Source organism: Cutibacterium nasicola (assembly GCF_052654715.2).
In genome coordinates this window covers 1958365-1980769 of record NZ_CP199745.2, presented here as the reverse complement: position 1 = coordinate 1980769, position 22405 = coordinate 1958365, and the positions used below count along the sequence as shown (strand labels likewise).

General features: G+C 62.9%; 23 protein-coding genes. 7 read left to right on the top strand and 16 right to left on the bottom strand.

From position 1 onward, the window contains the following. Nucleotides 1-891: 891 nt before the first annotated feature. The 3 genes from ACUCCZ_RS09400 to ACUCCZ_RS09390 are packed head-to-tail and all read right to left on the bottom strand — an operon-like array spanning nucleotide 892 to nucleotide 3658. Nucleotides 892-1914 carry a DUF2891 family protein gene (locus tag ACUCCZ_RS09400; protein WP_435917276.1) on the bottom strand — a complete coding sequence of 341 codons (1023 nt, stop codon included), beginning with the start codon at nucleotides 1912-1914 and terminating at the stop codon, nucleotides 892-894. Beyond that, nucleotides 1911-2897: a DUF979 domain-containing protein gene (locus ACUCCZ_RS09395; RefSeq protein ID WP_435917275.1), complete on the bottom strand. Its 987-nt coding sequence runs from the start codon at nucleotides 2895-2897 to the stop codon at nucleotides 1911-1913. The genes ACUCCZ_RS09400 and ACUCCZ_RS09395 overlap by 4 nt, the downstream gene beginning before the upstream one ends. Next, complete coding sequence (locus ACUCCZ_RS09390; RefSeq protein ID WP_435917274.1) at nucleotides 2894-3658, bottom strand: DUF969 domain-containing protein; 765 nt, start codon at nucleotides 3656-3658, stop codon at nucleotides 2894-2896. The genes ACUCCZ_RS09395 and ACUCCZ_RS09390 overlap by 4 nt, the downstream gene beginning before the upstream one ends. Nucleotides 3659-3786: 128 nt before the next feature. Here ACUCCZ_RS09390 and ACUCCZ_RS09385 point away from each other — a divergent pair, with 128 nt between their 5' ends. The 6 genes from ACUCCZ_RS09385 to ACUCCZ_RS09360 all read left to right on the top strand — a co-directional run bounded on the left by ACUCCZ_RS09385 (nucleotide 3787) and on the right by ACUCCZ_RS09360 (nucleotide 9470). Next, nucleotides 3787-4557 carry a LamB/YcsF family protein gene (locus tag ACUCCZ_RS09385; protein WP_435917273.1) on the top strand — a complete coding sequence of 257 codons (771 nt, stop codon included), beginning with the start codon at nucleotides 3787-3789 and terminating at the stop codon, nucleotides 4555-4557. Beyond that, nucleotides 4554-5174: a 5-oxoprolinase subunit B family protein gene (locus ACUCCZ_RS09380; RefSeq protein ID WP_435917272.1), complete on the top strand. Its 621-nt coding sequence runs from the start codon at nucleotides 4554-4556 to the stop codon at nucleotides 5172-5174. The genes ACUCCZ_RS09385 and ACUCCZ_RS09380 overlap by 4 nt, the downstream gene beginning before the upstream one ends. Beyond that, entirely contained in the window at nucleotides 5171-6043 is an 873-nt protein-coding gene (locus tag ACUCCZ_RS09375; RefSeq protein WP_016666905.1) for a 5-oxoprolinase subunit C family protein, read from the top strand. The genes ACUCCZ_RS09380 and ACUCCZ_RS09375 overlap by 4 nt, the downstream gene beginning before the upstream one ends. A gap of 71 nt (nucleotides 6044-6114) precedes the next feature. After that, nucleotides 6115-7602, top strand: a complete 1488-nt coding sequence (locus ACUCCZ_RS09370) for a DHA2 family efflux MFS transporter permease subunit (RefSeq protein WP_435917271.1) — start codon at nucleotides 6115-6117, stop codon at nucleotides 7600-7602. A gap of 69 nt (nucleotides 7603-7671) precedes the next feature. After that, complete coding sequence (locus ACUCCZ_RS09365) at nucleotides 7672-8571, top strand: TIGR01777 family oxidoreductase (protein WP_435917270.1); 900 nt, start codon at nucleotides 7672-7674, stop codon at nucleotides 8569-8571. Then, entirely contained in the window at nucleotides 8568-9470 is a 903-nt protein-coding gene (locus ACUCCZ_RS09360) for a rhomboid family intramembrane serine protease (RefSeq protein WP_435917269.1), read from the top strand. The genes ACUCCZ_RS09365 and ACUCCZ_RS09360 overlap by 4 nt, the downstream gene beginning before the upstream one ends. Nucleotides 9471-9487: 17 nt before the next feature. On the opposite strand, the gene ACUCCZ_RS09355 is transcribed toward ACUCCZ_RS09360, so the two are convergent. The 3 genes from ACUCCZ_RS09355 to ACUCCZ_RS09345 form a co-directional block, all read right to left on the bottom strand. Further along, nucleotides 9488-10042, bottom strand: coding sequence for a nucleoside/nucleotide kinase family protein (locus ACUCCZ_RS09355; protein WP_435917268.1), 555 nt, complete (start codon nucleotides 10040-10042; stop codon nucleotides 9488-9490). Nucleotides 10043-10116: 74 nt separating this feature from the next. Continuing rightward, nucleotides 10117-10773, bottom strand: coding sequence for a response regulator (locus ACUCCZ_RS09350; RefSeq protein ID WP_435917267.1), 657 nt, complete (start codon nucleotides 10771-10773; stop codon nucleotides 10117-10119). A gap of 79 nt (nucleotides 10774-10852) precedes the next feature. Then, nucleotides 10853-12085: a sensor histidine kinase gene (locus tag ACUCCZ_RS09345; RefSeq protein WP_435917266.1), complete on the bottom strand. Its 1233-nt coding sequence runs from the start codon at nucleotides 12083-12085 to the stop codon at nucleotides 10853-10855. Between the two features lie 252 nt (nucleotides 12086-12337). Here ACUCCZ_RS09345 and ACUCCZ_RS09340 point away from each other — a divergent pair, with 252 nt between their 5' ends. Further along, complete coding sequence (locus tag ACUCCZ_RS09340; protein ID WP_435917395.1) at nucleotides 12338-12832, top strand: FxLYD domain-containing protein; 495 nt, start codon at nucleotides 12338-12340, stop codon at nucleotides 12830-12832. A 181-nt stretch (nucleotides 12833-13013) separates the two neighbouring features. Here the strand turns inward: ACUCCZ_RS09340 and ACUCCZ_RS09335 are convergent, their stop codons facing one another. The 10 genes from ACUCCZ_RS09335 to hemC form a co-directional block, all read right to left on the bottom strand. Beyond that, nucleotides 13014-13925 (bottom strand): PRD domain-containing protein, encoded by a 912-nt coding sequence (locus ACUCCZ_RS09335; protein WP_435917264.1) that lies wholly within the window; start codon nucleotides 13923-13925, stop codon nucleotides 13014-13016. Nucleotides 13926-13929: 4 nt separating this feature from the next. Beyond that, nucleotides 13930-14403 carry a PTS sugar transporter subunit IIA gene (locus ACUCCZ_RS09330; RefSeq protein WP_435917263.1) on the bottom strand — a complete coding sequence of 158 codons (474 nt, stop codon included), beginning with the start codon at nucleotides 14401-14403 and terminating at the stop codon, nucleotides 13930-13932. Nucleotides 14404-14414: 11 nt separating this feature from the next. Further along, entirely contained in the window at nucleotides 14415-15941 is a 1527-nt protein-coding gene (locus ACUCCZ_RS09325; RefSeq protein ID WP_435917262.1) for a PTS transporter subunit EIIC, read from the bottom strand. 1 nt (nucleotide 15942) lies between these two features. Further along, nucleotides 15943-16659 (bottom strand): N-acetylmannosamine-6-phosphate 2-epimerase, encoded by a 717-nt coding sequence (locus tag ACUCCZ_RS09320; protein ID WP_435917261.1) that lies wholly within the window; start codon nucleotides 16657-16659, stop codon nucleotides 15943-15945. Between the two features lie 148 nt (nucleotides 16660-16807). Beyond that, entirely contained in the window at nucleotides 16808-17305 is a 498-nt protein-coding gene (locus ACUCCZ_RS09315; RefSeq protein WP_435917394.1) for a nucleoside/nucleotide kinase family protein, read from the bottom strand. A gap of 35 nt (nucleotides 17306-17340) precedes the next feature. Next, complete coding sequence (locus tag ACUCCZ_RS09310; RefSeq protein ID WP_435917260.1) at nucleotides 17341-18222, bottom strand: HhH-GPD family protein; 882 nt, start codon at nucleotides 18220-18222, stop codon at nucleotides 17341-17343. Between the two features lie 6 nt (nucleotides 18223-18228). Continuing rightward, nucleotides 18229-19536 (bottom strand): glutamate-1-semialdehyde 2,1-aminomutase, encoded by a 1308-nt coding sequence (gene hemL / locus ACUCCZ_RS09305; protein WP_435917259.1) that lies wholly within the window; start codon nucleotides 19534-19536, stop codon nucleotides 18229-18231. A gap of 47 nt (nucleotides 19537-19583) precedes the next feature. Then, the gene (hemB, locus tag ACUCCZ_RS09300) at nucleotides 19584-20519 is read right to left on the bottom strand and encodes a porphobilinogen synthase (RefSeq protein ID WP_462981572.1); all 936 of its coding nucleotides are present in this window, start codon (nucleotides 20517-20519) and stop codon (nucleotides 19584-19586) included. 141 nt (nucleotides 20520-20660) lie between these two features. Then, on the bottom strand, nucleotides 20661-21386 hold the full coding sequence (locus ACUCCZ_RS09295; protein ID WP_435917257.1) for a uroporphyrinogen-III synthase: 726 nt from the start codon (nucleotides 21384-21386) through the stop codon (nucleotides 20661-20663). Beyond that, complete coding sequence (hemC, locus tag ACUCCZ_RS09290) at nucleotides 21383-22387, bottom strand: hydroxymethylbilane synthase (protein WP_435917256.1); 1005 nt, start codon at nucleotides 22385-22387, stop codon at nucleotides 21383-21385. Before hemC ends, ACUCCZ_RS09295 begins: the two co-directional genes overlap by 4 nt. Between the last annotated feature and the right edge of the window lie 18 nt (nucleotides 22388-22405).

Here is a 22405-nt window from a genome sequence, read left to right as displayed (position 1 = left end):
ATCCGTTGCGATAATCTTGGAAATAGTCTTTCGATTCTAGCCTAGTCGGAGTTTGCTGAGTTATGGAACAAGAAGAATCCAGTTATAGCATCGGATCACACTCGACTATTGCGGGTTCCAATAGTCCCACAGTGGATCATTGAGCGGCATGCCGATCTTGTCAGTGAGGTTGCCATCTCCCTGGCGCCTTGACAAAGATGACCGCTACACCGGTCGAAGACCTTGTAGCGTCGCCGGTTCCCGCAATGCCCGCCTTTTCAGAGATTTCGGAGATTGGATTGTGGCATGATTCGCATTGTCGTCTCTGATACGTCGCTGATGCGAAATATTCGTGACTTGGGACGGCTCCATTTCATGGAGATGCTTTTCGATGAGTTTAATAGATCGTGGACTTGCGATGTGGAGGTGGGATGTCAAAAACAACGTCTAGACCACGATCGGTTGGAGGGAACTTTCGATCCTTCAATTCAGGTGAATCCAACAGAAGTGATTAATTCTAAAACTATGTGGACGATGTGTTTCGGAGGCAGGTTAACGGCCACTAGCCCTCGGACACCCCGTAGGAAGGACATGGGGAAGTGTGTCACTCTAGCAATATGGGCTGACCGCTCTGCAGTTGGCGACAAGTTCCTCATCTTGGCTGAGGATCGCTCGGTCGTGCAGTTTTGTCGGTATGCCGCCATTCCCTGCACTGCGCAGGCACGTTTTATGGCAGGACGGCTCAGTTCCTGTGACGACTGCGGGCTCCGTGGCATCGCTTGCCTTTCGGTACGCCGACTTCCTGGATACTAACGCCGAGGCGGTGCACCGCATGCATGACCGTAGAGGCTGAACGTCCCCGGCTGGGACGTAGTCGTGATATCACATTTCGCTGATATCAGGTGTGCCTCGTCACACCAGCAACGCCTGGAGGGCGAAGGACACCAGCCAGTGGGTGGACATGAAGTCGCCGTCAGTGATTTGGGAGGCCACCTCGCTGATCTGACGATTAGTGGCCACCTCGATGCGGCGACGAGCGTCGTCGTCGAGCCATGGTGTCAGCACCCGCAGCTGCCAGGCCCGCGACAGGCTCAGCCCATACAGGTGGGCGAGCTTGCCGTCGGTGCCGTCGGTCACCTCGGCGACATCCAACAGGTTGTCGTCAGCCTGTCCCAGATGCGGTAGGAAGGCGTGCAGCCAGGTGCCAAACTCATCGGAGCGACCTTCGGTCCGGTAGACCCGCGCCATGAGGTGGGCTTCGCTCAACGCCGCCGACAAGAAGTCATTGCCGCTGGGCTCCCAGGACGACGGGTAGTCGGTGTCGGCGTCGAAGAAACGGTGGGAGTGCTTGACAATGGCATCGACGACGTCGCTACGTCCCAGGGCCTGGGCGGCATCGAGGCACAGGCCAATACCGAAAGCGGTGTTGTCGTGGGTTCCGGTGCGGACGGGGAAGGTCATCGTCGGCAGCCATGCCAGCAGGTTGTCGAAGATCTGGCGTCCGACGATCCGAGTCGCGGACGCCCACTCCGGCGAATTGCTCGTCATGGTGGCCAGCGCTGAACACTTGGCGGACAACAGTGCCGCCCATCCCCAGCCGTAGGGACGCTCGTACCCGCGATGAACCCGCAGGTACTCCGCCTCCACCTGGGCATTCTCATTGGTCAGACGCGCATTGAGAAGGCCAACCAGCTCGTCAATGGTTGCGCAATCGATCGACTGGTTTGCGTGCTCGAGCAAGGTGAGGGCCGACCACTGCATGTGTGCCGAGGAATGCCAGTCCAGACACCCATGAAAACACGGATGGAGACGCCATGGCGTGACGTCGACGTCGTCCGGCCCCTGGGACTGGTGGGCTGAACCCCATGGGAAGGGCCGATTCAGGCCGTCAATGATCGTCGTGGCCCATCCTTGGGCGTAATCGTCAACGTTCACAGCAAACCTCCTGGGAAGCAGCACAGATACATGATGAGAATGTTGCAGAACAGCAGTGGAACAGCGGTGGGGATCTGCGCCTTGATAGGACCATAACTGTCATCAAGCTCAAGCAAAGCTGCCGGGACCAGATTGAAGTTCGCGGCCATCGGGGTGCACAAGGTGCCGCAGAATCCGGCCAACATACCCATTGCGAAGATGGCAGCCATGTTGCCGTCGAAGTGCTGGATGAGTAGCGGCCACCCGACGGCAGCCGTCATCACCGGGAATGCCGCGAAGGCGTTGCCCATGACGAGGGTGAACAAGGCCATGCCGATGCAGTAAACACAGACCGCTGCGAAGAGACTTCCGGACGGCAGGATCCACGACGTGATGCGTCCCACTGCGTCACCGACGCCGGCATTATTGAACAGGGTGCCCAGGGTCGCCAGGAACTGAGGCAGGATCGCTGCCCAACCGATGTGGCCGAGCAGCCGGTCACCTTCCTTGAAGGGCACCATGGGGGAGCGCACCTTGAACATGATCATGGCGACGACGAGGGAGATCAGCGAAGCAGCTCCTAGACCGATGATGGTCGCCATGCCGGTTTCCAACACCGGATTTCCGCCGAAGGACAGGTCACGCATGCCGGCCACCGCGAAGATCGCGGCGACGATCGGAATGATGAGGGCGGGCACGAACAGTTTGTTGCCGAACCTCTCGGAGAGCTCCTCCCGCTCGGCGTCAGTAGTGGTCTCGTTGGAGCCGCGGCCCGGGAAGCCGCATGCCGCCAGTACGACCAGGAGGAGGACAGCGACGCCCTCCACGAGTGCCGGTGCCGTCTTGTCGACGACGAAGGTGCCGTAGCCGAAGCAGAAGGCCAGGATCGCCCAGAAGGCTGCTGATCCTAACCGCTTCCTGTCATCGCGATCGCGCATCCGGATGACGGCGATGATGAGGAAGAGGATTCCGCACAGCCAGTAGAACCATTCCACCTTGATCATTCGCGGACCCCCTGCTCAGGATTGCCGCCCGAAGGCAGACTGACGGTGCGGCCAGGCTCAGGAGTGGTGTCGACGCCGACGTCGTCCCCTCCCTCGGCGGCCATCTTGGCGAGCTTGCGATCCAGCAGCCACATCCGTGGGGCATGGATGAGGAAGGCGCAGATAGCCGTCGGGATGGCCCACAGGGCGATCTGGAGGGCTTCGAGCTTGAGGTTGTAGGTGGCATCGACGAAGCCGGTGATGAGCAGGATCGACCCGATGGCAATGAAGACGTCCTCACCGAAGAACAGTCCAATGGTGTCCGCCGAGGAGGCATAGGAGCGCAGTTTCTCCCGCATCTTGCGGGTGTAGCGAGGGTGACTGCGTCGGGCGGCAGCCTCAGCCATCGGCACGACGAGGGGACGCACCGCCTGGGCGGGTCCGCCGATGGATGACAACCCCAGTGCAGCGGTGATCTGGCGAATGGCGAGGTAGATGGCGAGGAGCTTCCCAGCCGTCATGGATTTCATCTTCGACATCAGGCGGCCGGCCTGTTGCATTAGGCCGTGACGTTCTAGCAATCCGATGACAGGCAGCACGACGATGAAGACCGTCACGGATCGAGAACTGGCAAATCCGGTACCGAAAGTTTCGATGATCTTGACCGGCGACATGCCGGCAATGAGACCGGCAGCGACACCGGCGACTGCGACCACGAGCATGGCGTTGAGCCGCAGCGCGAAGCCGACGACGACGATCGCCACGGCAAGCAGAACCCACATGGTTCGCTCCTCTCCTGGGTGTTTCTGGGGATTTTGTCGCGTCACTCTAGAGAGCGTGTCGGGAGTATTTCACGTCTCCATTGCCGGATCTGTCACGACGGCCAGGCAGATTGCGGCAATCTTGGGTCATGACAACTGTTGATCTCAATGCAGACATGGGGGAGTCCTTCGGGTCGTGGAAGATGGGTGACGACGAGTCCCTGCTGGGAATCGTCACCTCGGCGAATGTGGCCTGCGGGTTCCATGCCGGCGATGCCGTCGTCATGGGACGCACCTGCAAGGCCGCCGCAGAACGCGGGGTGTGCGTGGGGGCCCATGTCGCCTACCGGGACCTCGCCGGGTTCGGTCGCAACTTCGTCGACGTAGACCCCGGACGACTGCGTGACGAGGTCATCTACCAGTTGTCGGCGCTGCGCGGGGTTGCCGCGGTTCACGGCGCGTCGGTGCGCTACGTCAAGCCTCATGGCGCCTTGTACAACACGATCGTCCACCACGAGGCGCAGGCCAGAGCTGTCGTCGAGGCGATCGTCGCCGTCAATTCCGCCACGGATTCTGACGTGGCCATCCTCGGTCTGCCCGGCGCCCTCGTCCTCGACCTTGCCGAGCAGCAGGGGGTGCGAACCCTGCGTGAGGCCTTTGCTGATCGCGCCTACAACCCGGACGGCACCCTGGTGTCGCGTAGCCAGGAGGGATCGGTGTTGCACGACCCCGACGAGGTCGCCGAGCGGGTCGTCAAGCTCGTGACCCAGGGGGCGGTGACCGCCATCGATGGCACCGAGGTGAGTATCCAGGCCGATTCGGTGTGCGTTCACGGTGACACCCCGGGGGCTGTCACGATGGCCACGGCGGTGCGCGATTGTCTTGCTGCTGCCGGTGTCGAGCTGCGGGCTGTCGCATGAGACTGCTGCCGGCCGGGCGGACGGCGGTTCTCGTCGAACTGGACGACGCCGGTCAGCGGCGGCGTCTGCATCGCGCCCTGAGCGACCACCCGGCTGAAGGGATGGTGGATCTCGTACCGGCCCAAACGACGGTGCTCGTCCAGGTGGAGTCCGCTGACCTGTTGCCGGGAGCCGTCGCCCATGTCCAAGACCTGCTCGCCGGGGGATTGGACGCTGTCGAGGAGGGATCGCGGGAGCCCCTCCCAGTGCCCGTGCGTTACGACGGACTCGATCTGTCGGACGTGGCAGATCTGCTCGACATGACGACCGACGAGCTGGTGAAGCACCACAGCGACCAGCTGTGGACGGTGGAGTTCGCGGGATTCATGCCTGGGTTCGGGTACATGTCCGGGGTGGACTGGCCCTACCGGATTCCACGTCGCTCCAGCCCCCGAACCCGGATCCCACCGGGCAGTATCGCCCTGGCCGACGGATTCACCGGGGCTTATCCGCAAGCGTCACCGGGCGGTTGGCAGATCATCGGGACGACGGAGATGACGCTGTGGGACGAGAACGCTGACCCGCCGGCCCTGCTGTTGCCGGGTGCCGTCATCAAGTTCGAGGCGGTGACCTCATGACTCACTTCGTCGTGGAGATGGCCGGGCCCAGAACCCTCGTCGAGGATGCTGGACGTCGCGGATGGGCCGATCTGGGGATCAGTGGCTGCGGGGCGTGGGATCGTCGCGCCTATCGGGAGGGAGCTCGTCTCGTCGGTAACGCAGCCGGTCTCGGGTGCCTGGAAGTTCTGCTCGGTCCAGTGCGTCTGACGTGCATCGGAGAGCCTGTTCTTGTTGCTGCGACAGGGGCAGACGTCGAGATTGATCTGGATGGATCACCACGTCCCAACGGCCGTGGATTCCTCGTCGCCGATGGTCAGACGCTGACGGTCGGTGCGCCGGAAACGGGATTACGGAGTTATCTGTCCGTCACCGGAGGCATCAGTGCGACGCCGACCTTTGCCAGCGTCTCGGCCGACCCGACCCGAGGGATGGGACCAGCCCCGCTCAAGACGGGAGACGTCGTCACCGTTGGGGATGGGCCAGCCGGCGTCATCACTACGAAGCCTGTCAACGTCGGTCCCGCGCCACAAGAACTCATCCTCCACGGCGTATGGGGCCCGCGCGACGACTGGTTCACTGACGCTGGCCGACGCGCGCTCGAGGAGACGACATGGCGGGTCGGAGAGGCGAGCGACCGCGTCGGGACGCGGCTGGAAGGGCCGTCCCTGGAGCGAGCAGTGACGGGGGAGTTGACGAGTGAGCCGGTGGTGCGAGGAGCGATCCAGGTGCCCACCTCGGGTGTGCCCCTGGTCTTCGGCCCGGATCATCCGACGACCGGTGGGTACCCAGTCATCGGGGTTGTCGACCCCGACGACGCAGACCGTCTTGCCCAGGCTCGAGCCGGGGTCGTCGTGAGGTTTCGGATGTCATCGCAGCCGTGGCGATGACACGTTCCCGGGGTAATCCGCCGGGGTATCATCGGCCCTTGCCCTAACCTCTTCGCCCCCTAGGAGACCTCTTGTCGTCCGAGCAATCGCCAGTCGTGGACGTCGATCGCCTTGCCCGGGACCGAGATGGAAATGTTGTCTCCGAGAGGCAGGCATGGAGCGCTCTGTGGGCCCTCCTCGTGGGCTTCTTCATGATCCTCGTTGACACGTCGATCGTCACGACCGCACTGCCAGCGACCATCCGCGCCCTCAACGCCAATCTCAACCACGGCGTGTGGATCACCAGTGTCTATCTGCTCACCTACGCCGTCCCGCTGCTGATCACCGGACGTATGGGTGACCGCTGGGGCCCGCGTCGCATGTACCTCATCGGCATGCTCGTCTTCGGAGTCTCCTCGCTGGCCTGCGGTCTCTCCCCGACGATCGGCGTCCTCATCGCCGCCCGTGCGGTTCAGGGCATTGGCGCTGCCTTCATGACTCCGCAGTCCCTGTCGATGATCACTCGACTCTTCCCGCCGGAGAAGCGTGGCGCCGCCATGGGTCTGTGGGGAGCCACGGCAGGTGTGGCCAGCTTCATCGGCCCGGTTCTTGGCGGCGTCCTCGTCGACACCCTGGGATGGGAGTGGATCTTCTTCGTCAACGTCCCGATCACCGTCATCGGGCTCTGGTTGGCCATCCGGAACGTCCCTGCCCTCGAGACCCACGGCCACGCCTTCGACTGGCTCGGCGTCATCCTGTCGGGTATCGGCATGACCCTGTTGGTCTTCGGTATCCAGGAGGGCGAGCAGTACAACTGGGGGACGATCACTGGCATCATCTCGGTGCCCTTGCTCATCATCCTCGGCGTGGTCTTCATGGTGCTCTTCATCGTCTCGCAGACCCGATGGGCACAGACCCATCTGCACGCGCACGCGAGCGACTTCGAACCGCTGGTTCCGCTGCGTCTGTTCACCAAGCGCAACTTCGCTCTTGCCAACATCGCGATCTTCCTGGTCGGCATGCTCGTGACTGCCTACTTCCTGCCAACGGCTGTCTATTTGCAGAACGTTCGTGGGAAGTCTCCGACGGTTGCTGCTCTGTTGCTCATCCCGACCGCCATCTTCTCCGGTTTGCTGTCGCCGGTGGTTGGGCGGGTTCTGCAGCGCCGCTCGTCGGGACGAATGGCTGCCATCGGCGTGGCTCTCTACGTGATTGCCTCGATCGGATGGTGGCTGTTCACCGTGCCGTCGACAGGTCTGTGGGTCTTCCCACTGCTCTCGATCATCACCGGTATCGGTTCGGCCATGACGTGGAGCCCGATTTCTCTCGTTGGTACTGACGACCTCGGACAGGCTGACGCCGGAGCTGGTTCGGGGGTCTTCAACGCCACCCGCCAGGTCGGTTCAGCCCTTGGTTCGGCGTTCATCGCCATGATGATGGATGCCCGAATCATGGCTCGTCATGATCTGGGACGAGGGCTCGGCGAGTCGATGTTCATCACCATCATCGCCGGTACGATCTGCGGCATCGTCTGTGCCTTCTTCGCGAACTTCCAGCGTTCGCGTCAACACAATTGTTGATGACAACAATCCGTTACGGGGCAGGTGGACGGCACGAGGAGCCTTTCGCCTGCCCCGTAGGATGGCCATATGAGGGTTGCCATCGGAGGATTTGCCGGTCTCATCGGCACAGCGCTGGTTCAGCGGCTGCGCAAGGGAGGACATGACGTCGTCACGCTGACTCGTCATGAAGCCATCCAACCCTCCGACCGCAGATGGGACCTCGACACCCTGTCCATCGCCCCGCCATTCCTCGACGATGTCGACGCCGTGGTGAACCTGGCTGGAGCACCCATCGCGGAGGGACGTTGGACTGAAGAACGCAAGACCCGCATCCTGGCATCCCGCATTGACTCCACCCGTCTCATCGTGCGCGCTCTGGCATCCTCACCACGCTGCCGGGTTTTCATCAACGGATCAGCCGTGGGCTATTACGGCCCTCGTGGCGATGAATGGCTCGACGAGAATGACCCCGCTGGCGAAGGGTTCCTGGCCGAGGTCTGCCAGCGGTGGGAAGCAGCCGCGTGCGCCGCTCCCGAGGGAGTGCGCGTGGCAACCCTGCGTACCGGTCACGTCATGAGCTCGTTCGGCGGCATCCTCGGCAAGGAGCGCCCACTCTTCCGGCTCGGATTGGGCGGCAAGATCGGTGACGGCAGCCAGTACATGTCGTGGATCAGCCTTCATGACCATGTGTCGGCCATGGTGCGGATCCTCACTGAGGATTCCATCAGTGGACCGGTCAACCTCGTCGGACCGAATCCATGCACCAATGCCGAGTTCACGAAAACCCTGGCCAAGGCGATGCATCGTCCGGCAGTGGTGCCATTCCCGGTTCCGGTGGCAAAGACGATCTTCGGGTCGCAGCTCGTTGACGAGACATTGTGTGCAGGGCAGAGGGTCAAGCCAGCCAAGCTCCTTGAGCACGGATTCGAGTTCCGCGACACCTCCATCACCGAGTCAATCACCTCAGTACTTGCAGGACGCCGATGAGCCAGAACAACCAACGTCCCGACAATTATTCCCGCCCAGACGAGTGGGGTTCATGGGCGGACGAGCCGAAACATGACGAGTCCTCCTGGGCACCTTCGCAGCCAGATTCCGGGCAGGCAGAAAGGACGTCGAGACCGGAGTCCGAGCCATATCGCTCGGGGGAGGTCGATCCCTCGTGGGAAGCACCCTCGGCGTCGTACCAGCAAGCCGCGCCCAAACCCGTTGCCCGCCCTAAGCGACGCAGCGACGCTCCGGTAGCGACGTGGACCCTCATCGGCGTCTGTTTCCTGGTGTGGGCGGGGGAGTGGGTCAGCCCTCAGATCCGCGACGCCGTCGTCCTGGCGCCGATCGAGGGGTTCCATGAGCCGTGGCGATTCGTCACGTCGATGTTCGGACACGCGCTGAGCATCTTCCACATCGGCTTCAATATGTACGCGTTGTGGGCCCTTGGCCGATCTCTGGAGCCCTTCCTCGGACGCGCCAGATTCCTCGCCGCCTACCTCATGTCCGGCCTGGGCGGGGGAGTGCTGTTCTGCCTGATGGCCTCCCCGCACGGTGACGGGACGCTCCTGCCGAACATGAATGACGGCGTCGTCGGCGCATCCGGCGCGATTTTCGGCCTGTTCGGAGTGCTGCTCATCGTGCAACGCAGGCTCGGGGCGTCGACCCGCGACCTGTGGATCGTGCTGGCCATCAACGCGGCACTGCTGTTGTTCATCTCCGGGATCGCATGGCAGGCCCACCTTGGGGGTTTTCTCGTCGGAATGATGTGCGGGGTTATTTTCTTCGAGGACCCCAAACGTATTCAGGCTGGCAAATCCGCGCAGACATGGCCTCGAATGGTTTTGTTACTGCTTGCCATGGTGGCCGCGCTGGTGGTCAAATATCTGGTGGTCTGATACGCGTTTGGTGGCGGTCAGGAAATGGTGAGATCAGCGAGATCAGCTGGTCGGTGACGTGCGATGTGTAGCCCCTCCTGAATGGCCCACATGGCCCACTGGTCGCGAAATTCTGGGTTCCGGGTTAAGGCTCGGTGGCGCCTGAGCGGTGCCGAGACTTCGCACCACACTCGCAGGGATGCCAAAGGTGCATTCGTCGGCGTCAGTACCCCGCAGCCTTCGATAACGAGGGGACGATTCGCATCTAGGATGACTTCGTCGTCGAAGCGGTTTTGATACCAGTCCCAGCGCCGGTACCGGCGTCTAGCGACGAGATCACGCAGGTCCCACACCGATGACAATCCGGACCAGCCAGGGTACAGGTCGTCAGCGTGGACGAGCTGCCAGTCGGCATGGTGACAGATGAGGGTATTGGCTAAGGTGGTTTTTCCTGCCCTAGAGCGCCCATCGATGAGGACAACCGGCTGCCCGTGTCGTAAAGGTTCGGCAAGGATGAGTTCCTCCAGAAGGTCAAAGCGGTCGGCGTCAATGAGCACCTCACTAGTCTCGTCGCCTTGGGCCAAGGAAAGCAACGATTGGGGGCGGTCAGCCCGTCATCAGGTGAGTAGTTTCACGCAGTGGCCCCAAGTTATCAGCGCCGTTGCGCTTATGCAGCAAGATACCCAGCCCGCTCAACGAGTACCGCAATGCGGACTCGACTGTCGACGTTGAGCTTGGTCTGAATCGTCGACAGATGCGCCTTGACGGTGCTTGCCGAAATGTTTAACCGCGCGGCAATGGCGTCATTGGTTAGTCCCTCGGCCACCGCTATTGCAACCTCTCGCTCCCGGTCAGTGAGGGCGGAAAGGGTCTTGCGGGCAGCCCGGTGGCCCTGTCTACCAGTGTCGCTCCGCAACTGTTCTAGAAGTTGGCGGGTCGACGTCGGGGACATGAAGGCATCTCCAGTGTGGGCCGCACGCACGGCACTGACGATGTCCTCAGGTGAGGAGGTTTTCAGTAGGAACCCCAATGCCCCGGCGTGAATTGCGTCGGTGATGGCCGCATCGGTGGTGACGGTAGTGAGGACGACGACCTTGGGCGAGCTCGGGGAATGGGTGATTCGCGATGTCGCCTCCACACCACTCATTCCGGGCATTCGCAGGTCCATGAGGACCACATCGGCCTGGGGAGCCTGCCTCACGGCTCCGTCGCCGTCACTGGCCTCACCGACCACCTCAAGGTCATCAGCGGCCTCAAGGATCTGGCGTACAGCTCTGCGTACGAGCGTGTCGTCGTCGACGAGTAAGACGCGAACGGGCAGCATGGCCACATCCTATGATGTTCACCGTTTGCGATTCGTTGCGGCTGCACCGTGGTCTATTAGGAGCAGGCGGGGATGATTATCACCGCCACGGGATGTCCACATGGACGTGGAACAGATCGTCGTCAAGACCGTAGTGAAGGCTGCCCCCAAGTAGCTCGACACGCTCGGTGATCCCCTTAAGCCCGCGGGAATGGGCACTCGGTCCTCCAGCCCATCCGCCGATGTAGCCGTTCGTCGCGTCGATGCTGATTCCGTCTCGGGGATTCCCGCGTACGCGCAGGGTCGTCGTCTGCCCGGGTGCGTGCTTGGCTGCGTTAGTGAGCAGCTCCTGAACGATGCGGTAGACGGCCCTCGACACGGCGGGATCGACCCGATCGGCGTCCTCAATGAAGACGCTCGAATTGAGGGGCTGACCGGCGCCGAAGGACTCGTCAATGACCTCGGCCAGTTTCGACAGGGGCAAATCGGGTGTCACGCGGGACTCGGTAAGTACCGACAACAGGGAATGCAGGTCATTGACGGCTGCAGCTGCCCCAGCCTGTACCTCGTGGGCGGCCTTGACGGCGTCCGGATTGTCCCGAAGTTGAGTCTCTAGCGCCCCGGACTGCAGGCTGAGAAGGGACAATCTATGGCCGAGTTGATCGTGGATTTCCTGGGCGATGCGCTCGCGTTCCTCGCGGCGTGACAATTCGTCGCCGAGTTTGGCGTTGGTGGCCTGCGCGACGTCGCGTTCCCGGGTAAGTGAGGTTGTGGTGCGTTGGGTGCGGCGCCACAGCCCCGAACCAATGGAGATGATGAGCCCGGCGGCGATGAAGGCCGCAACGGTGAACCAAGAGACCGTCAGATCAGCAGTGTCAGGGGTGTTTGCTGGGGACAAGAGAGTTTTGATCGTCGACGCGGCCTTCGGAGACCTGGCGGCGTCCACGACTCCTACGATGGTAGTCGTGATCGTCACGGCCGCGGTGGTCCACCACGGTGCCGCGCCACGTCGTCGTCCCAGCAAACATGCCAGGGCGATAAGAGGAACGGTGTTACCGATCGGTAGCACCAGGCTGATTGCCGCTGTGACGAGGGTGATTGTGAACGGTTGACGATGTCGCCATAGCAGCCAGACGGGCAAAACCACATCTGCGACGAGGGTAGCGATTCCGTGCAGCACGGTGAGACCGGAGGGGTTCTGCGCCGTCATATGGAGGGCCAGTGGACAGAACGCGGTCGAGGTGAAGCATCCGAGTATTCCGATGGCGATGAGGACGATGGACAGCCAAACGGCGGGCCTGCGATCGTCGCCCACGACTTCGTACTCGATCATGCCCTCATCCTAAGGGCGGTTTCGGTAGGGCTGCCTCGACCGGATGGACGAAAACACCTGCCCAATCGGCCACCTGCGGTCTGTCCGTTCGGCCGATGCGGGAGGGCCCGATCCTGGGATGCACTGGTGTGGAGTCGAAAGGAGACACCAATGTCCAATGACCAGCAATCACCCCACTACCCACAACCGCAGTACCCGGGAGAAGGTCCGCAAGGTCAGCCCAACTTCCAATATGCCCTGAACTCGAGCGGGATGCCGCCGTCGAAGCCAAAAAAGCCGATCTACAAGCGGGTGTGGTTCTGGATTGTCATCGCCGTCGTCATTCTGGGGATTTTCGCAGGTCTGGAAGGAGGGTCGAAAGGAGGTGACGAGCAGAAGTCCGGTAGCGACAAGGCCGCGTCCGCCCCAGCTACGAGCCAGGCCAAGCAGGTCGAAAAGCCTGCCGCGAAGACCACCGACGAGGATCAAGTTAAGGGCGACCTTGCCCTGCTCAAGGGTTGGAAGTTGAAGAAGGACGAGTTCACGGTCCATGTGACGGGGTACGTACGCAACAACTCTGACGAGTCGATCAACAACTACGTCCAGATCGAATTCAACGCCTATGACGCGTCCGGCAACAACACGGACACCTGTCTGGCCAACGCCAACTCTATCGATGCTCACGGCAAATGGAAGTTTGATGCGATTTGTTCCCAAAACCCTAGTGAGATCAAGACCGTGAAATTTAAGGATATCACCGGAATCTGATCAGCCCGAGGTTCAGCCGCTGCGATGGATCGCAGCGGCTGAACCTCGTTATGTTGCGGTGGGAGTTAGGCACGCATCTGGATTTTGATCTGGTGACTTTGGTGCTGGCTTTCCGGCAGGAGGGTCATCGCCATTTTTGTGTATTGACCGCTACCGATGAGCCTTAACAGGTGCGCGATCGTCAGTCATCCATCCCCATCACCTCGTTGTAGAGCCGGGTGGTGTGTAAGGCGATGTAGTTGATTTCGGCTTTCGTCAGGTCGTTGCCGATTACTTTCGACATGTGCTCGGCCACTTGGCTAGCTGCCAATGTGGCTTCTGGGTAGTGATCTGACATGAGTCCCACAATGTCCAGGTCAACGTGAGAGAGCTGCTTGTTGTCCGAGGCCCGAGCGAACAGATAGCGAAGGTGGGTGACGAAGCGGGATGCGCTCATGGACGAACGGTCGATCTCAACGTGCCACAGGTCCTCCAGCTCGGTGAAAACGTCGCAGATCGTCTGAGTCATCGACATGGTCCGCGAAACGTCTCTACTGTCCCACCGCTGATTGATGAAGTGCAGGGAGAATGCCACCCATTCCTCGGGTTGCAAATGGATTCCGAGAGCACCGTCGACGATTTCGACAGCGCGTCGGCCCAGTTCCGCCTCATCGGGATAGAGCTGACGGACTTCCCATTCCAGGGGAAAATCGATGACGGCCCCCTGCTTAGCTCGGTGCACAGCTGCGACGAGGTGATCGAGGATGGGCAGCATCATCCGTCGGGCATGGGGAGTGCCCAGCTCTTTGCGCGCCAATTCGACGATTGCCTGTGCCACTCGCACCTCGGTGTGAGTGGCGTTCGTTAGCAGTGATGCGATGGCGGTCGTGCGATAGGCACCCTCTGCGACATATCGCTGGGCCGATGAGGCATCGACGATCTCCCCGCGGTGTCGTCCATAGGCGATACCGCGAGCATTGACGACTATTTCGGTCCCCGAACCGTTGACGCCGAGAAGAACATTGTTGTTGTAAATCTTCTTGACGATGACGTGCCCTGGTCTGAGCGATCCCTGCTTCGTCGTTGCGTGCCGTGAGCGATCCGAACGTTGCACCGGGTCATCCTGCGGTGACTGAGAGCACTGACGCCGGATCATTGCTGCGTTCCGAGATGGTGAACCTGGCCGCGTTGGTCACGACCACGGGGGAGATCAGCGACGGTACGTGTGGCCGTATGCTGTCCAGATCGACGCTCAGGAGCAGATCGCCGGTCCTGACCCAGTCGCCCTCGTTGACGTGGGCAGTGAAACCTTCGCCCTTCAGCTCAACGGTGTTGACGCCGACGTGGACCAGAACCTCCGCCCCATTGTCTGCGCGCAGGCCAACGGCGTGGAGGGTCGGCGCGACAAGCATGACGATGCCGTCGATGGGCGAGGTGAAGTCGCCCGAGACCGGGGCGACCGCAAAGCCTGGGCCCATGTGCTTGCCTGCGAATACTGGGTCCGGTACGTCAGCAATATCGATGATCTCGCCCGAGACCGGTGCTGCGATGGTCAGGGGTGTGGCCTTGCGGCGCTTGCGAAAAATGGACATGTCGACACCTTTCAGTCGTCGATTCCGAGTTGGGCGTTGATGGCGTTCTTGTAGAGGATGGCTTTGGCTCCGTAGACGGCCTGGACTCCGCCGCCGACCTCGAAGACCTCGGTCGCTCCGAGATTCTTGAGTCTGGCTTTGTTGACCTGATCAGGCACCTTTACTGACACACGCAGACGCGTGATGCACGCGTCGACGTCCTCGATGTTCTCGGCACCGCCCAAGGCAGTGATGATCTCCGCCGCTGTCTCGTCGATCCCGTTGTTCCTCCGCTCGGACTTTTCCTGGGACCTTCTGTCGGTGGGTGTGGCGGCAGTCATGGTGTCCTCGAGATGTCCCGGAGTGGCGATCCGGAATTTCTTGATGAAAAAGGTGAAGGAGAAATAGTAGATGACGAACCAGAGCGCGCCGACAGGCAACACATACAGCCAGTGGGTCTTGGCCTCACCTTGCAGCACACCGAACAGGAGGTAGTCGATAGCACCACCCGAGAAGGTATTGCCAATACGAATGTTGATGAGGTCCGCCACCAGGAAGGAGACGCCATCGAGGACCGAATGGAACACGTAGAGCAGGGGAGCGACGAAGAGGAACATGTACTCGATCGGCTCAGTGATTCCCGTCAGGAAGGACGTGAAGGCGACCGAGGCGAACAGGCCGGTGTACTTGGCACGACGCCCCTTGGGCACGCACTGCCACATCGCCAGACACGCGCCCGGCAGACCGAACATCATGGTGGCGAAGCGGCCGGCGAAGTATCTGGTCGAATGGGTGAACAGTCCGACGTGGTTCGGGTCGGCGAGCTGGGCGAAGAAGATCTTCTGCGCGCCGACGACGGTCTGTCCGGCGACGACCTCGGAACCGCCCAGCGGGGTGTACCAGAACATCGGGTAGATCATGTGGTGCAGACCGACGGCACCCGCCAGACGCATCAGGAATCCGTAGAAGAGGGTGCCGATGACGCCCCATCCGGCGATCGCGGTGCCGGCGGACACCATTCCGGCCTGGATCGGCGGCCACACCAGGAAGAAGAACGCGCCGATGATGATTCCGGCGAAGGCCGTGACGATCGGCACGAAGCGCGAGCCTCCGAAGAAGCCGAGGAAGGCCGGCAGCTCGATGTTGTGGTAGCGGTTGTGGAGCCACACCGCGACGGCGCCGATGACGAGTGAACCGATGACGCCGGTGTCAATCGTCCGGTCGGGGTTGGAGGACAGGGAGACGAGGGCCTTGGTGGTGGCTGTCATGACGAGGAATCCGGTGATGCCGGCCAGTGCGGCGGTTCCCTTGTCGCGTTTCGCCAGGCCGATGCACAGGCCGATCGACAACAGCAGCGCGAGGTTTTCGAAGATGACATTTCCAGCTGCGCTCATGACCTGGAAGATGTCCTGGAGGATGGGATTGCCGAGGGCGGGGTAGCTCTTGACGGTGGTGGGGTTGGACAACGCGCCACCGATACCCAGCAACAGGCCTGCGGCTGGGAGGATGGCGATCGGTAGCATGAAGGCCTTGCCGATTTTCTGCAGGGTCTTGAACATGTCAGTTCTCTGAGGGGGTCTGGGCGGCGCGGGCGTGGATGGCGTCGACGAATCGGGTGCAGATCTGGGCGGGACGGGTGATTGCGCCGCCGACGACGACGGCGTGGGCCCCGGCGTCGAGGGCGGCCACAGCGAGGTCGGGGGTCGAGATGTTGCCCTCCGCGATGACGGGGATGGACAGGTCGGAGGCGAGACGACGCACCAACTCGAGATTGGGGACGGGGGAGTCCGCGGAGGCGGCGGTGTATCCGGAGAGGGTGGTTCCGACCAGGTCGACTCCGCACTTCTCGGCCGTGACGGCTTCGTCGTAGGTGGAGATGTCGGCCATCAGAACGGCAGTCGGATGGGCCTTGCGGATCTGGGCGATGAAGTTCGGCGTGGAGACATCGTTCGGATGGACGCGGTCGGTGGCGTCGAAGGCGACGATGTCGGCCCCGGCAGACAGGACTGCCTCGACGTCGTCGAGGGTCGGGGTGATGTAGGGCTCGAAACCGCCGTACTCCTTCTTGAGCAGGCCGATCACCGGTAACGGGACGGCTGCCTGGATCTCCTTGATGTCTCGGACCGAGTTGGCGCGAATGCCACCGGCACCGGACTGCGCAGCGGCAGTCGCGAACAGGGGCATGACGCCACCGTTCTCGGAATACATGGGTTCGCCGGGCAACGCCTGGCAGGAGACGACGAGTCCCTTTCTCAGGGACTGCACCACTGGATTCATGAGTACCTCCGGCAACGTGGGATACCGGCGTGGACACACTCGTGCCCGCCGGTGGATCAGGTATTGCCGAAAGTCACAAGCCTGAGATCCATGGAATGTTGCAGGAACCGTAACACACCCTTAGTTGAGTGCCACGGGGAGGGGTGCGTCACTGGGTGAGGGTGGTCAGATCCACCATGACGTCAGCAAGCTGCTCAGGATGGTGACGAACTTGGTGAAGCCTCTCCTGGATGGCCCACATTGCCCACCAGTCGATGAAGAACTCGTCACGTCCCAGGGCTCGGTCGCGGCGTGCGTCATAGGGGCAGGAGCACCACACCGTCATCGAGGCGTGCCTGGTATTCGTCGTGGTGAGGACCCCACACCCCTCGATGACGAGGGGACGATGCGCGTCGAGGGTGACCTCCTCGGCAAACCGGTCCTGGTACCAGTCCCAGCGTTGGTAGTGGTTCCCGACGATGAGCTCGCTCAGGTCCCACACCGCTGACAGGCCGGTCCAGCCGGGGTAGAGGTCGTCGCCGTGGACGACCTGGGTGTTCGGGCTCATCTCGGCGACGCGGTTGGCAAGGGTCGTCTTTCCCGACCCCGAGCCGCCGTCGATGAGGACAACTGCCCGCCTCGCCGCCGCGTCGATGTGCCCGGCAATGGCCTGGGCAGCGGCAACACTTCCCGCGATCGTGCTCACAGCGTCACCAACTCCCCGCTGCGATGGACCAGACCGTCGTGGAGCAAGGATTCCAGGCAGCGCGACGCCTGATCAGATTCCGGCCACGCGGACAGGGCCACATCAACCCTGACGCCGTGCGGACTGTTGCGGACGACGTCCATGATCACGCCACGGCACTGACGATCGGTGCCCTTCCACGGCTGTCTCCGGCGGGCCGGGGCATTGTCGGGCTTACCATCAGCTACCCACCGGCAAACACCCTGGATGGGGCACACCTCGCACAGCGGAGACCTCGCTGTGCAGACCAGCGCTCCCAGCTCCATGGAGGCCACCGCCCACCTCGCGGCCCGGACGTCGTCTGTGGGGACAAGCGCGTCGGCAACCACTCGCTCTGCCTTCGTCACCGAGGTGGGGCAGTTCGCGATCCCAGACTCTGCCCGGGCAATGAGGCGGCGCACATTGGTGTCGAGCACGGTGGCGCGGCCACCAAATGCGAAGGAGACTACTGCGGCAGCGGTGTAGTCACCGATACCTGGCAGCGCAACGAGGTCGTCATAATCGCTGGGTACGACCCCACCGTGGTCGGTGGCGACAGCCACGGCACACGCATGCAGCCGAAGGGCTCGACGCGGGTAGCCCAGTCGCCCCCACGCGGCAACCGCTTCGCCAGAATCCTCCTCTGCCAGGTCGTCAGGGGTGGGCCAACGGTTCATCCACTCATGCCACGGGCCGATGACCCGCGACACAGGTGTCTGCTGGCTCATCACCTCGCTGACGAGGACGCCCCACGGGGAGGTGCCTGGCCGACGCCACGGCAGATCTCGTCCGTTGACGTCGAACCAGTCACAAACCGTCTTGACGGCGTGCGGACTCAGCCCGGTTACAGGTACCGACATCCGATCTCAGCCGGTGACCCTGGCGGCGGCCTCGGCAGCCTTCGGCAGGGCCTTGCGGAAGATCTCGAAGGCCTCGTCGTCGTGGGTGTCGGAGAGGAACCAGGCCTCGAAGCACGAGGGCGGCAGGTTGACCCCGGCTCCCAGCATGGCGTGGAAGAAGGCGGTGTACGCCTCGGCGCTCTGGGCCTTGGCATCGTCGTAGTCGCGCACCGGACCATCCACCCCGAGGAAGACGCTGAAAAGGTTCCCGGCGTTCTGCAGGCGGTAGGAAACGCCAGCCGCATCGAGGGCGGCGACCAACTCGCCGCGCCACTGCTCGGAGCGGGCATCGAGACGCTGGTACACCCCGGCGTCAGCCAGTTGCAGGGTCGTGACCCCGGCGACGGTGGCCAGCGGGTTACCCGACAGGGTACCGGCCTGGTAGACCGGACCGGTCGGTGCCAGCAGATCCATGACCTCGGCGCGTCCACCCAGGGCAGCCAGCGGCATGCCGCCGCCGACCACCTTGCCGAAGGTGATGATGTCGGGCGCGAAGGCTTCGCCGGACTGCTGCTGCAGACCCCAGAATCCCGACGCGCTGCACCGGAATCCGGTGAGCACCTCGTCGGTGATCATGAGGGCGCCGTGCTCACTGGTGAGTCGACGAATCGCCGCATTGAAGCCGGGCTCGGGCGGGACGATACCCATGTTGGCCGGGCAGGACTCGACGATCACAGCGGCGATCTGGTCGCCACGCTCGGCGAACACCTCCTTGAGGGCCTTGACGTCGTTGTAGTCCGCGACGATGGTGTCAGCGGTCGAGGCAGCCGGGACACCAGCTGAACCAGGCAGACCAGCAGTGGCCACGCCGGAACCAGCAGCGGCGAGCAGGGCGTCGGAGTGACCGTGGTAATTTCCGGCGAACTTGATGATGGCGTCACGCCCGGTGGCGCCACGGGCCAGTCGAACCGCTGTCATCGTCGCCTCAGTACCTGTCGAGACGAAGCGCACCTTCTCCACCGGGGCCATTCGCTCGATGATCGCGTCAGCCAACTCGGTCTCGGTGCGGGTCGGAGCACCGAAGGACAGCCCCTTCGACGCGGCCTCCTGAACGGCGGCGACGACCTCGGGGTGGGCATGACCCAGAAGGGCCGGACCCCAGGTGCACACCAGGTCGACGTACCGGGTGCCCTCGACGTCCCAGATCCACGGGCCCCGGGCCTTCTCGATGAAGCGGGGAACCCCGCCCACCGATCCGTAGGCCCGCACCGGGGAATCCACCCCTCCGGGAATGACGGTCTGTGCGGCGGAGAACAGTTCGGCGTTGGAGGTCATCTCTTCCTTCCGGTGCTTGGGCTCGTGGTGGGCATGATCATCAAGGATCAGAAGTCTTCGCGGAACATCTGAGCGGCCTCAATGGCCCAGTAGGTCAAGACGAGATCGGCGCCCGCGCGCACGATCGAGGTCAGGGACTCGTTGATGCAGCGACGACGGTCGATCCAACCTTTGGCGGCAGCGGCCTCGAGCATCGCATACTCGCCGGAAACCTGGTAGGCGGCTACTGGCACCTGGGAGACCTCGGCGACGTCGGCCAGCACATCGAGGTAGTGAGAGGCCGGCTTGACCATGACGGCATCGGCACCCTCGGCCAGGTCGAGCAGCGTCTCGCGCATGCCCTCACGACGGTTCGACGGATCCTGCTGGTAGGCCTTGCGATCACCCTTGAGGGAGCAGTCCACGGCGTCGCGGAAGGGTCCGAAGAAGGCGGATGCGTACTTGGCCGAGTAGGCCATGATCGACACGTCGGTGAACCCCTCGCGGTCGAGGGCGTCGCGGATGACGGCGATCTGGCCGTCCATCATTCCCGACGGGGACACCATGTGGGCTCCGGCCCGAGCCTGGGAGACCGCCATCGCGGCATACAGCGGCAGGGTGGAGTCGTTGTCGACGCGGCCGTCAGGAGTCAGCGCACCACAATGGCCATGATCGGTGAACTCATCCAGACAGGTGTCGGCACAGATGACGAGGTCGTCACCAACAGCCTCGCGCACCGCAGAGATACCGGCATTGAGGATTCCGTTGGGATCCCAGGCCTGGGAACCGATCTCGTCCTTGTGCTCGGGAATACCGAACAGGTCGATACCGCCGATGCCGGCCTCGGCGGCCTTGGTGGCGAGTTCCTTGATGGACTCGATGGAGTGCTGGTACTGGCCAGGCAGACTTGTGATCTCGACAGGGGAGTCGATGCCCTCCTTGACGAAGACCGGCAGCATGAGCTGGGCCGGGGCGACCCGGGTCTCCGCGACCATGCGTCGCATCGCAGGGGTGGTGCGCAGTCGGCGTGGACGCGACACCGGGCGAAGTTCTTCGGGCAGCGGCTTGACATCGGCCATGCGGAGATCGCTGGAATCAGGCAGGTACAGGTTCATGATCATCTTCCTTCTTAAACAGGTCGTCGATCAGGCGACCAAGGATTCGACCGCCTCGAGGACGGCTTGGGGGGTGGGGGAGGAGGCCACCGCGTCTGATGGGTGGCCGAGCTCCTTGAGGGTCTTCGCAGTGGGTCTGCCGAGAGCGACGAGCTTCTGACGACGCCATCCCAACGGTTCGACGAGGTCGATCAGGGCACGTCCCACCGAGGATGCAGTGACGACGACGAACCCGACCGACGGCCAGGACTGGGCGATCACCTGGGGCAGTTCCTCAACGGCAGCGGTGGTGTACACCTCGAGCCGGTTGACGGTGCAACCGGCCCTCGTCAGTCCTTCGGGGACGGTGTCGGCGGCCAGTTTCGAGACCGGGAGTAGGACGTTCGTGGCACCACCCGGCCATTCGGCGACCAGACCGGCTCCGCTGTGGTCCTCCGGCACGAAGTCGACGCCAGTACTGCGCTTCTCCAGGGCCCTCGCAGTAGCTGCGCCCACGGCTGCCACCTTGATGTCAGGGTTCGGCAGTGGATCGGGCAGCAGCCCGACGGTGGTCTTCGAGGTGACGACCAGCCAGTCGGCCTGCCACAGGTCGGCCTCGGAGAGCCTATCGGCGTCCGGGAGCTCGACGGTCCGGGTCAGCGCCTTGTGGATGACCCCGTAACCGGCCTGCTTCAAGGTCGTCACGAATTTGTCGTGGGAGTCGTCACGGGGGACGACGACTGGGGGTTTGATGAGATCAGCAGGGTTCGTGGTCATCGAGTGCTTCCTGAGGCCTTGAGGTCTGCGACATCGGCGGCGCCGTCGTCCAGCAGCTCCTCGGCGGCCGTCACTCCCAGGGTATGCGCCGCGGCCAGTGCCGGCTCGACCTCCTCAGGCAATTCGACGCTCACCTGTTCCCGAATGGTGCGCGACCCGTTGACCGCAGCCACAACGACGTCCAGGGTCAACACGTCTGGGGACCTCCCGGGGGTCGGCGTGAGATGGGCCAACGCGCCGATCGGGGCGGCGCACCCGGCCCCCAGATGGGACAGCACGGCTCGCTCGGCGGTGGCCGACAGTCGCGTGCCGTGGTCGTCGATTCTGGCGAGGGCCTTGGCGAGCTTGCCGTGATGCACATCGGCGGTCCGACACTCGACGGCCAGGGCTCCCTGGGCCGGAGCCGGCAGCACGACCGACGGGTCGAGAAGCTCGGTGATGACGTCACTGTGACCCAGACGAGCAAGCCCTGAGGCAGCCAGCACGACGGCGTCGAGGTCCTCCGTGCCGCTGTCCTTGGCGTAGTGACCCAGACCCTTGACCCGGCCCAGACGGGTATCGACGTTGCCGCGGATGTCGACGATCGTCAGATCCGGTCGCACCGCCAACAGTTGGGCCACTCGCCGCGGCGAACCGGTTCCGACGCTGGCCCCCTGTGGCAACTCGTCGAGGGTGAGACCGTCACGAGCCACCAGGGCGTCGCGCGGATCCTCGCGAACAGGGGCGGCACCAATCGTCAGTCCGAGCGGGCGTCCGGTCGGCAGGTCCTTGAAGGAATGGACAGCGATGTCGGCTGAGCCCTCCAACAGGGCAGCGCGGATCGCCGAGGCGAACACCCCGATGCCACCCATTGACGCCAACGAGGCCGTCGAGGTGTCACCGTGGGTGGTGATCGTCGTCAGATCGACGTCGAGCCCCTGCGATCTCAGCAGCTCTGCGACCATCTCGGATTGAGTGGTGGCCAGGGTGCTGGCACGGGTTCCCAGACGGATTGAAGACATGCCCCCATTGTGGCACCC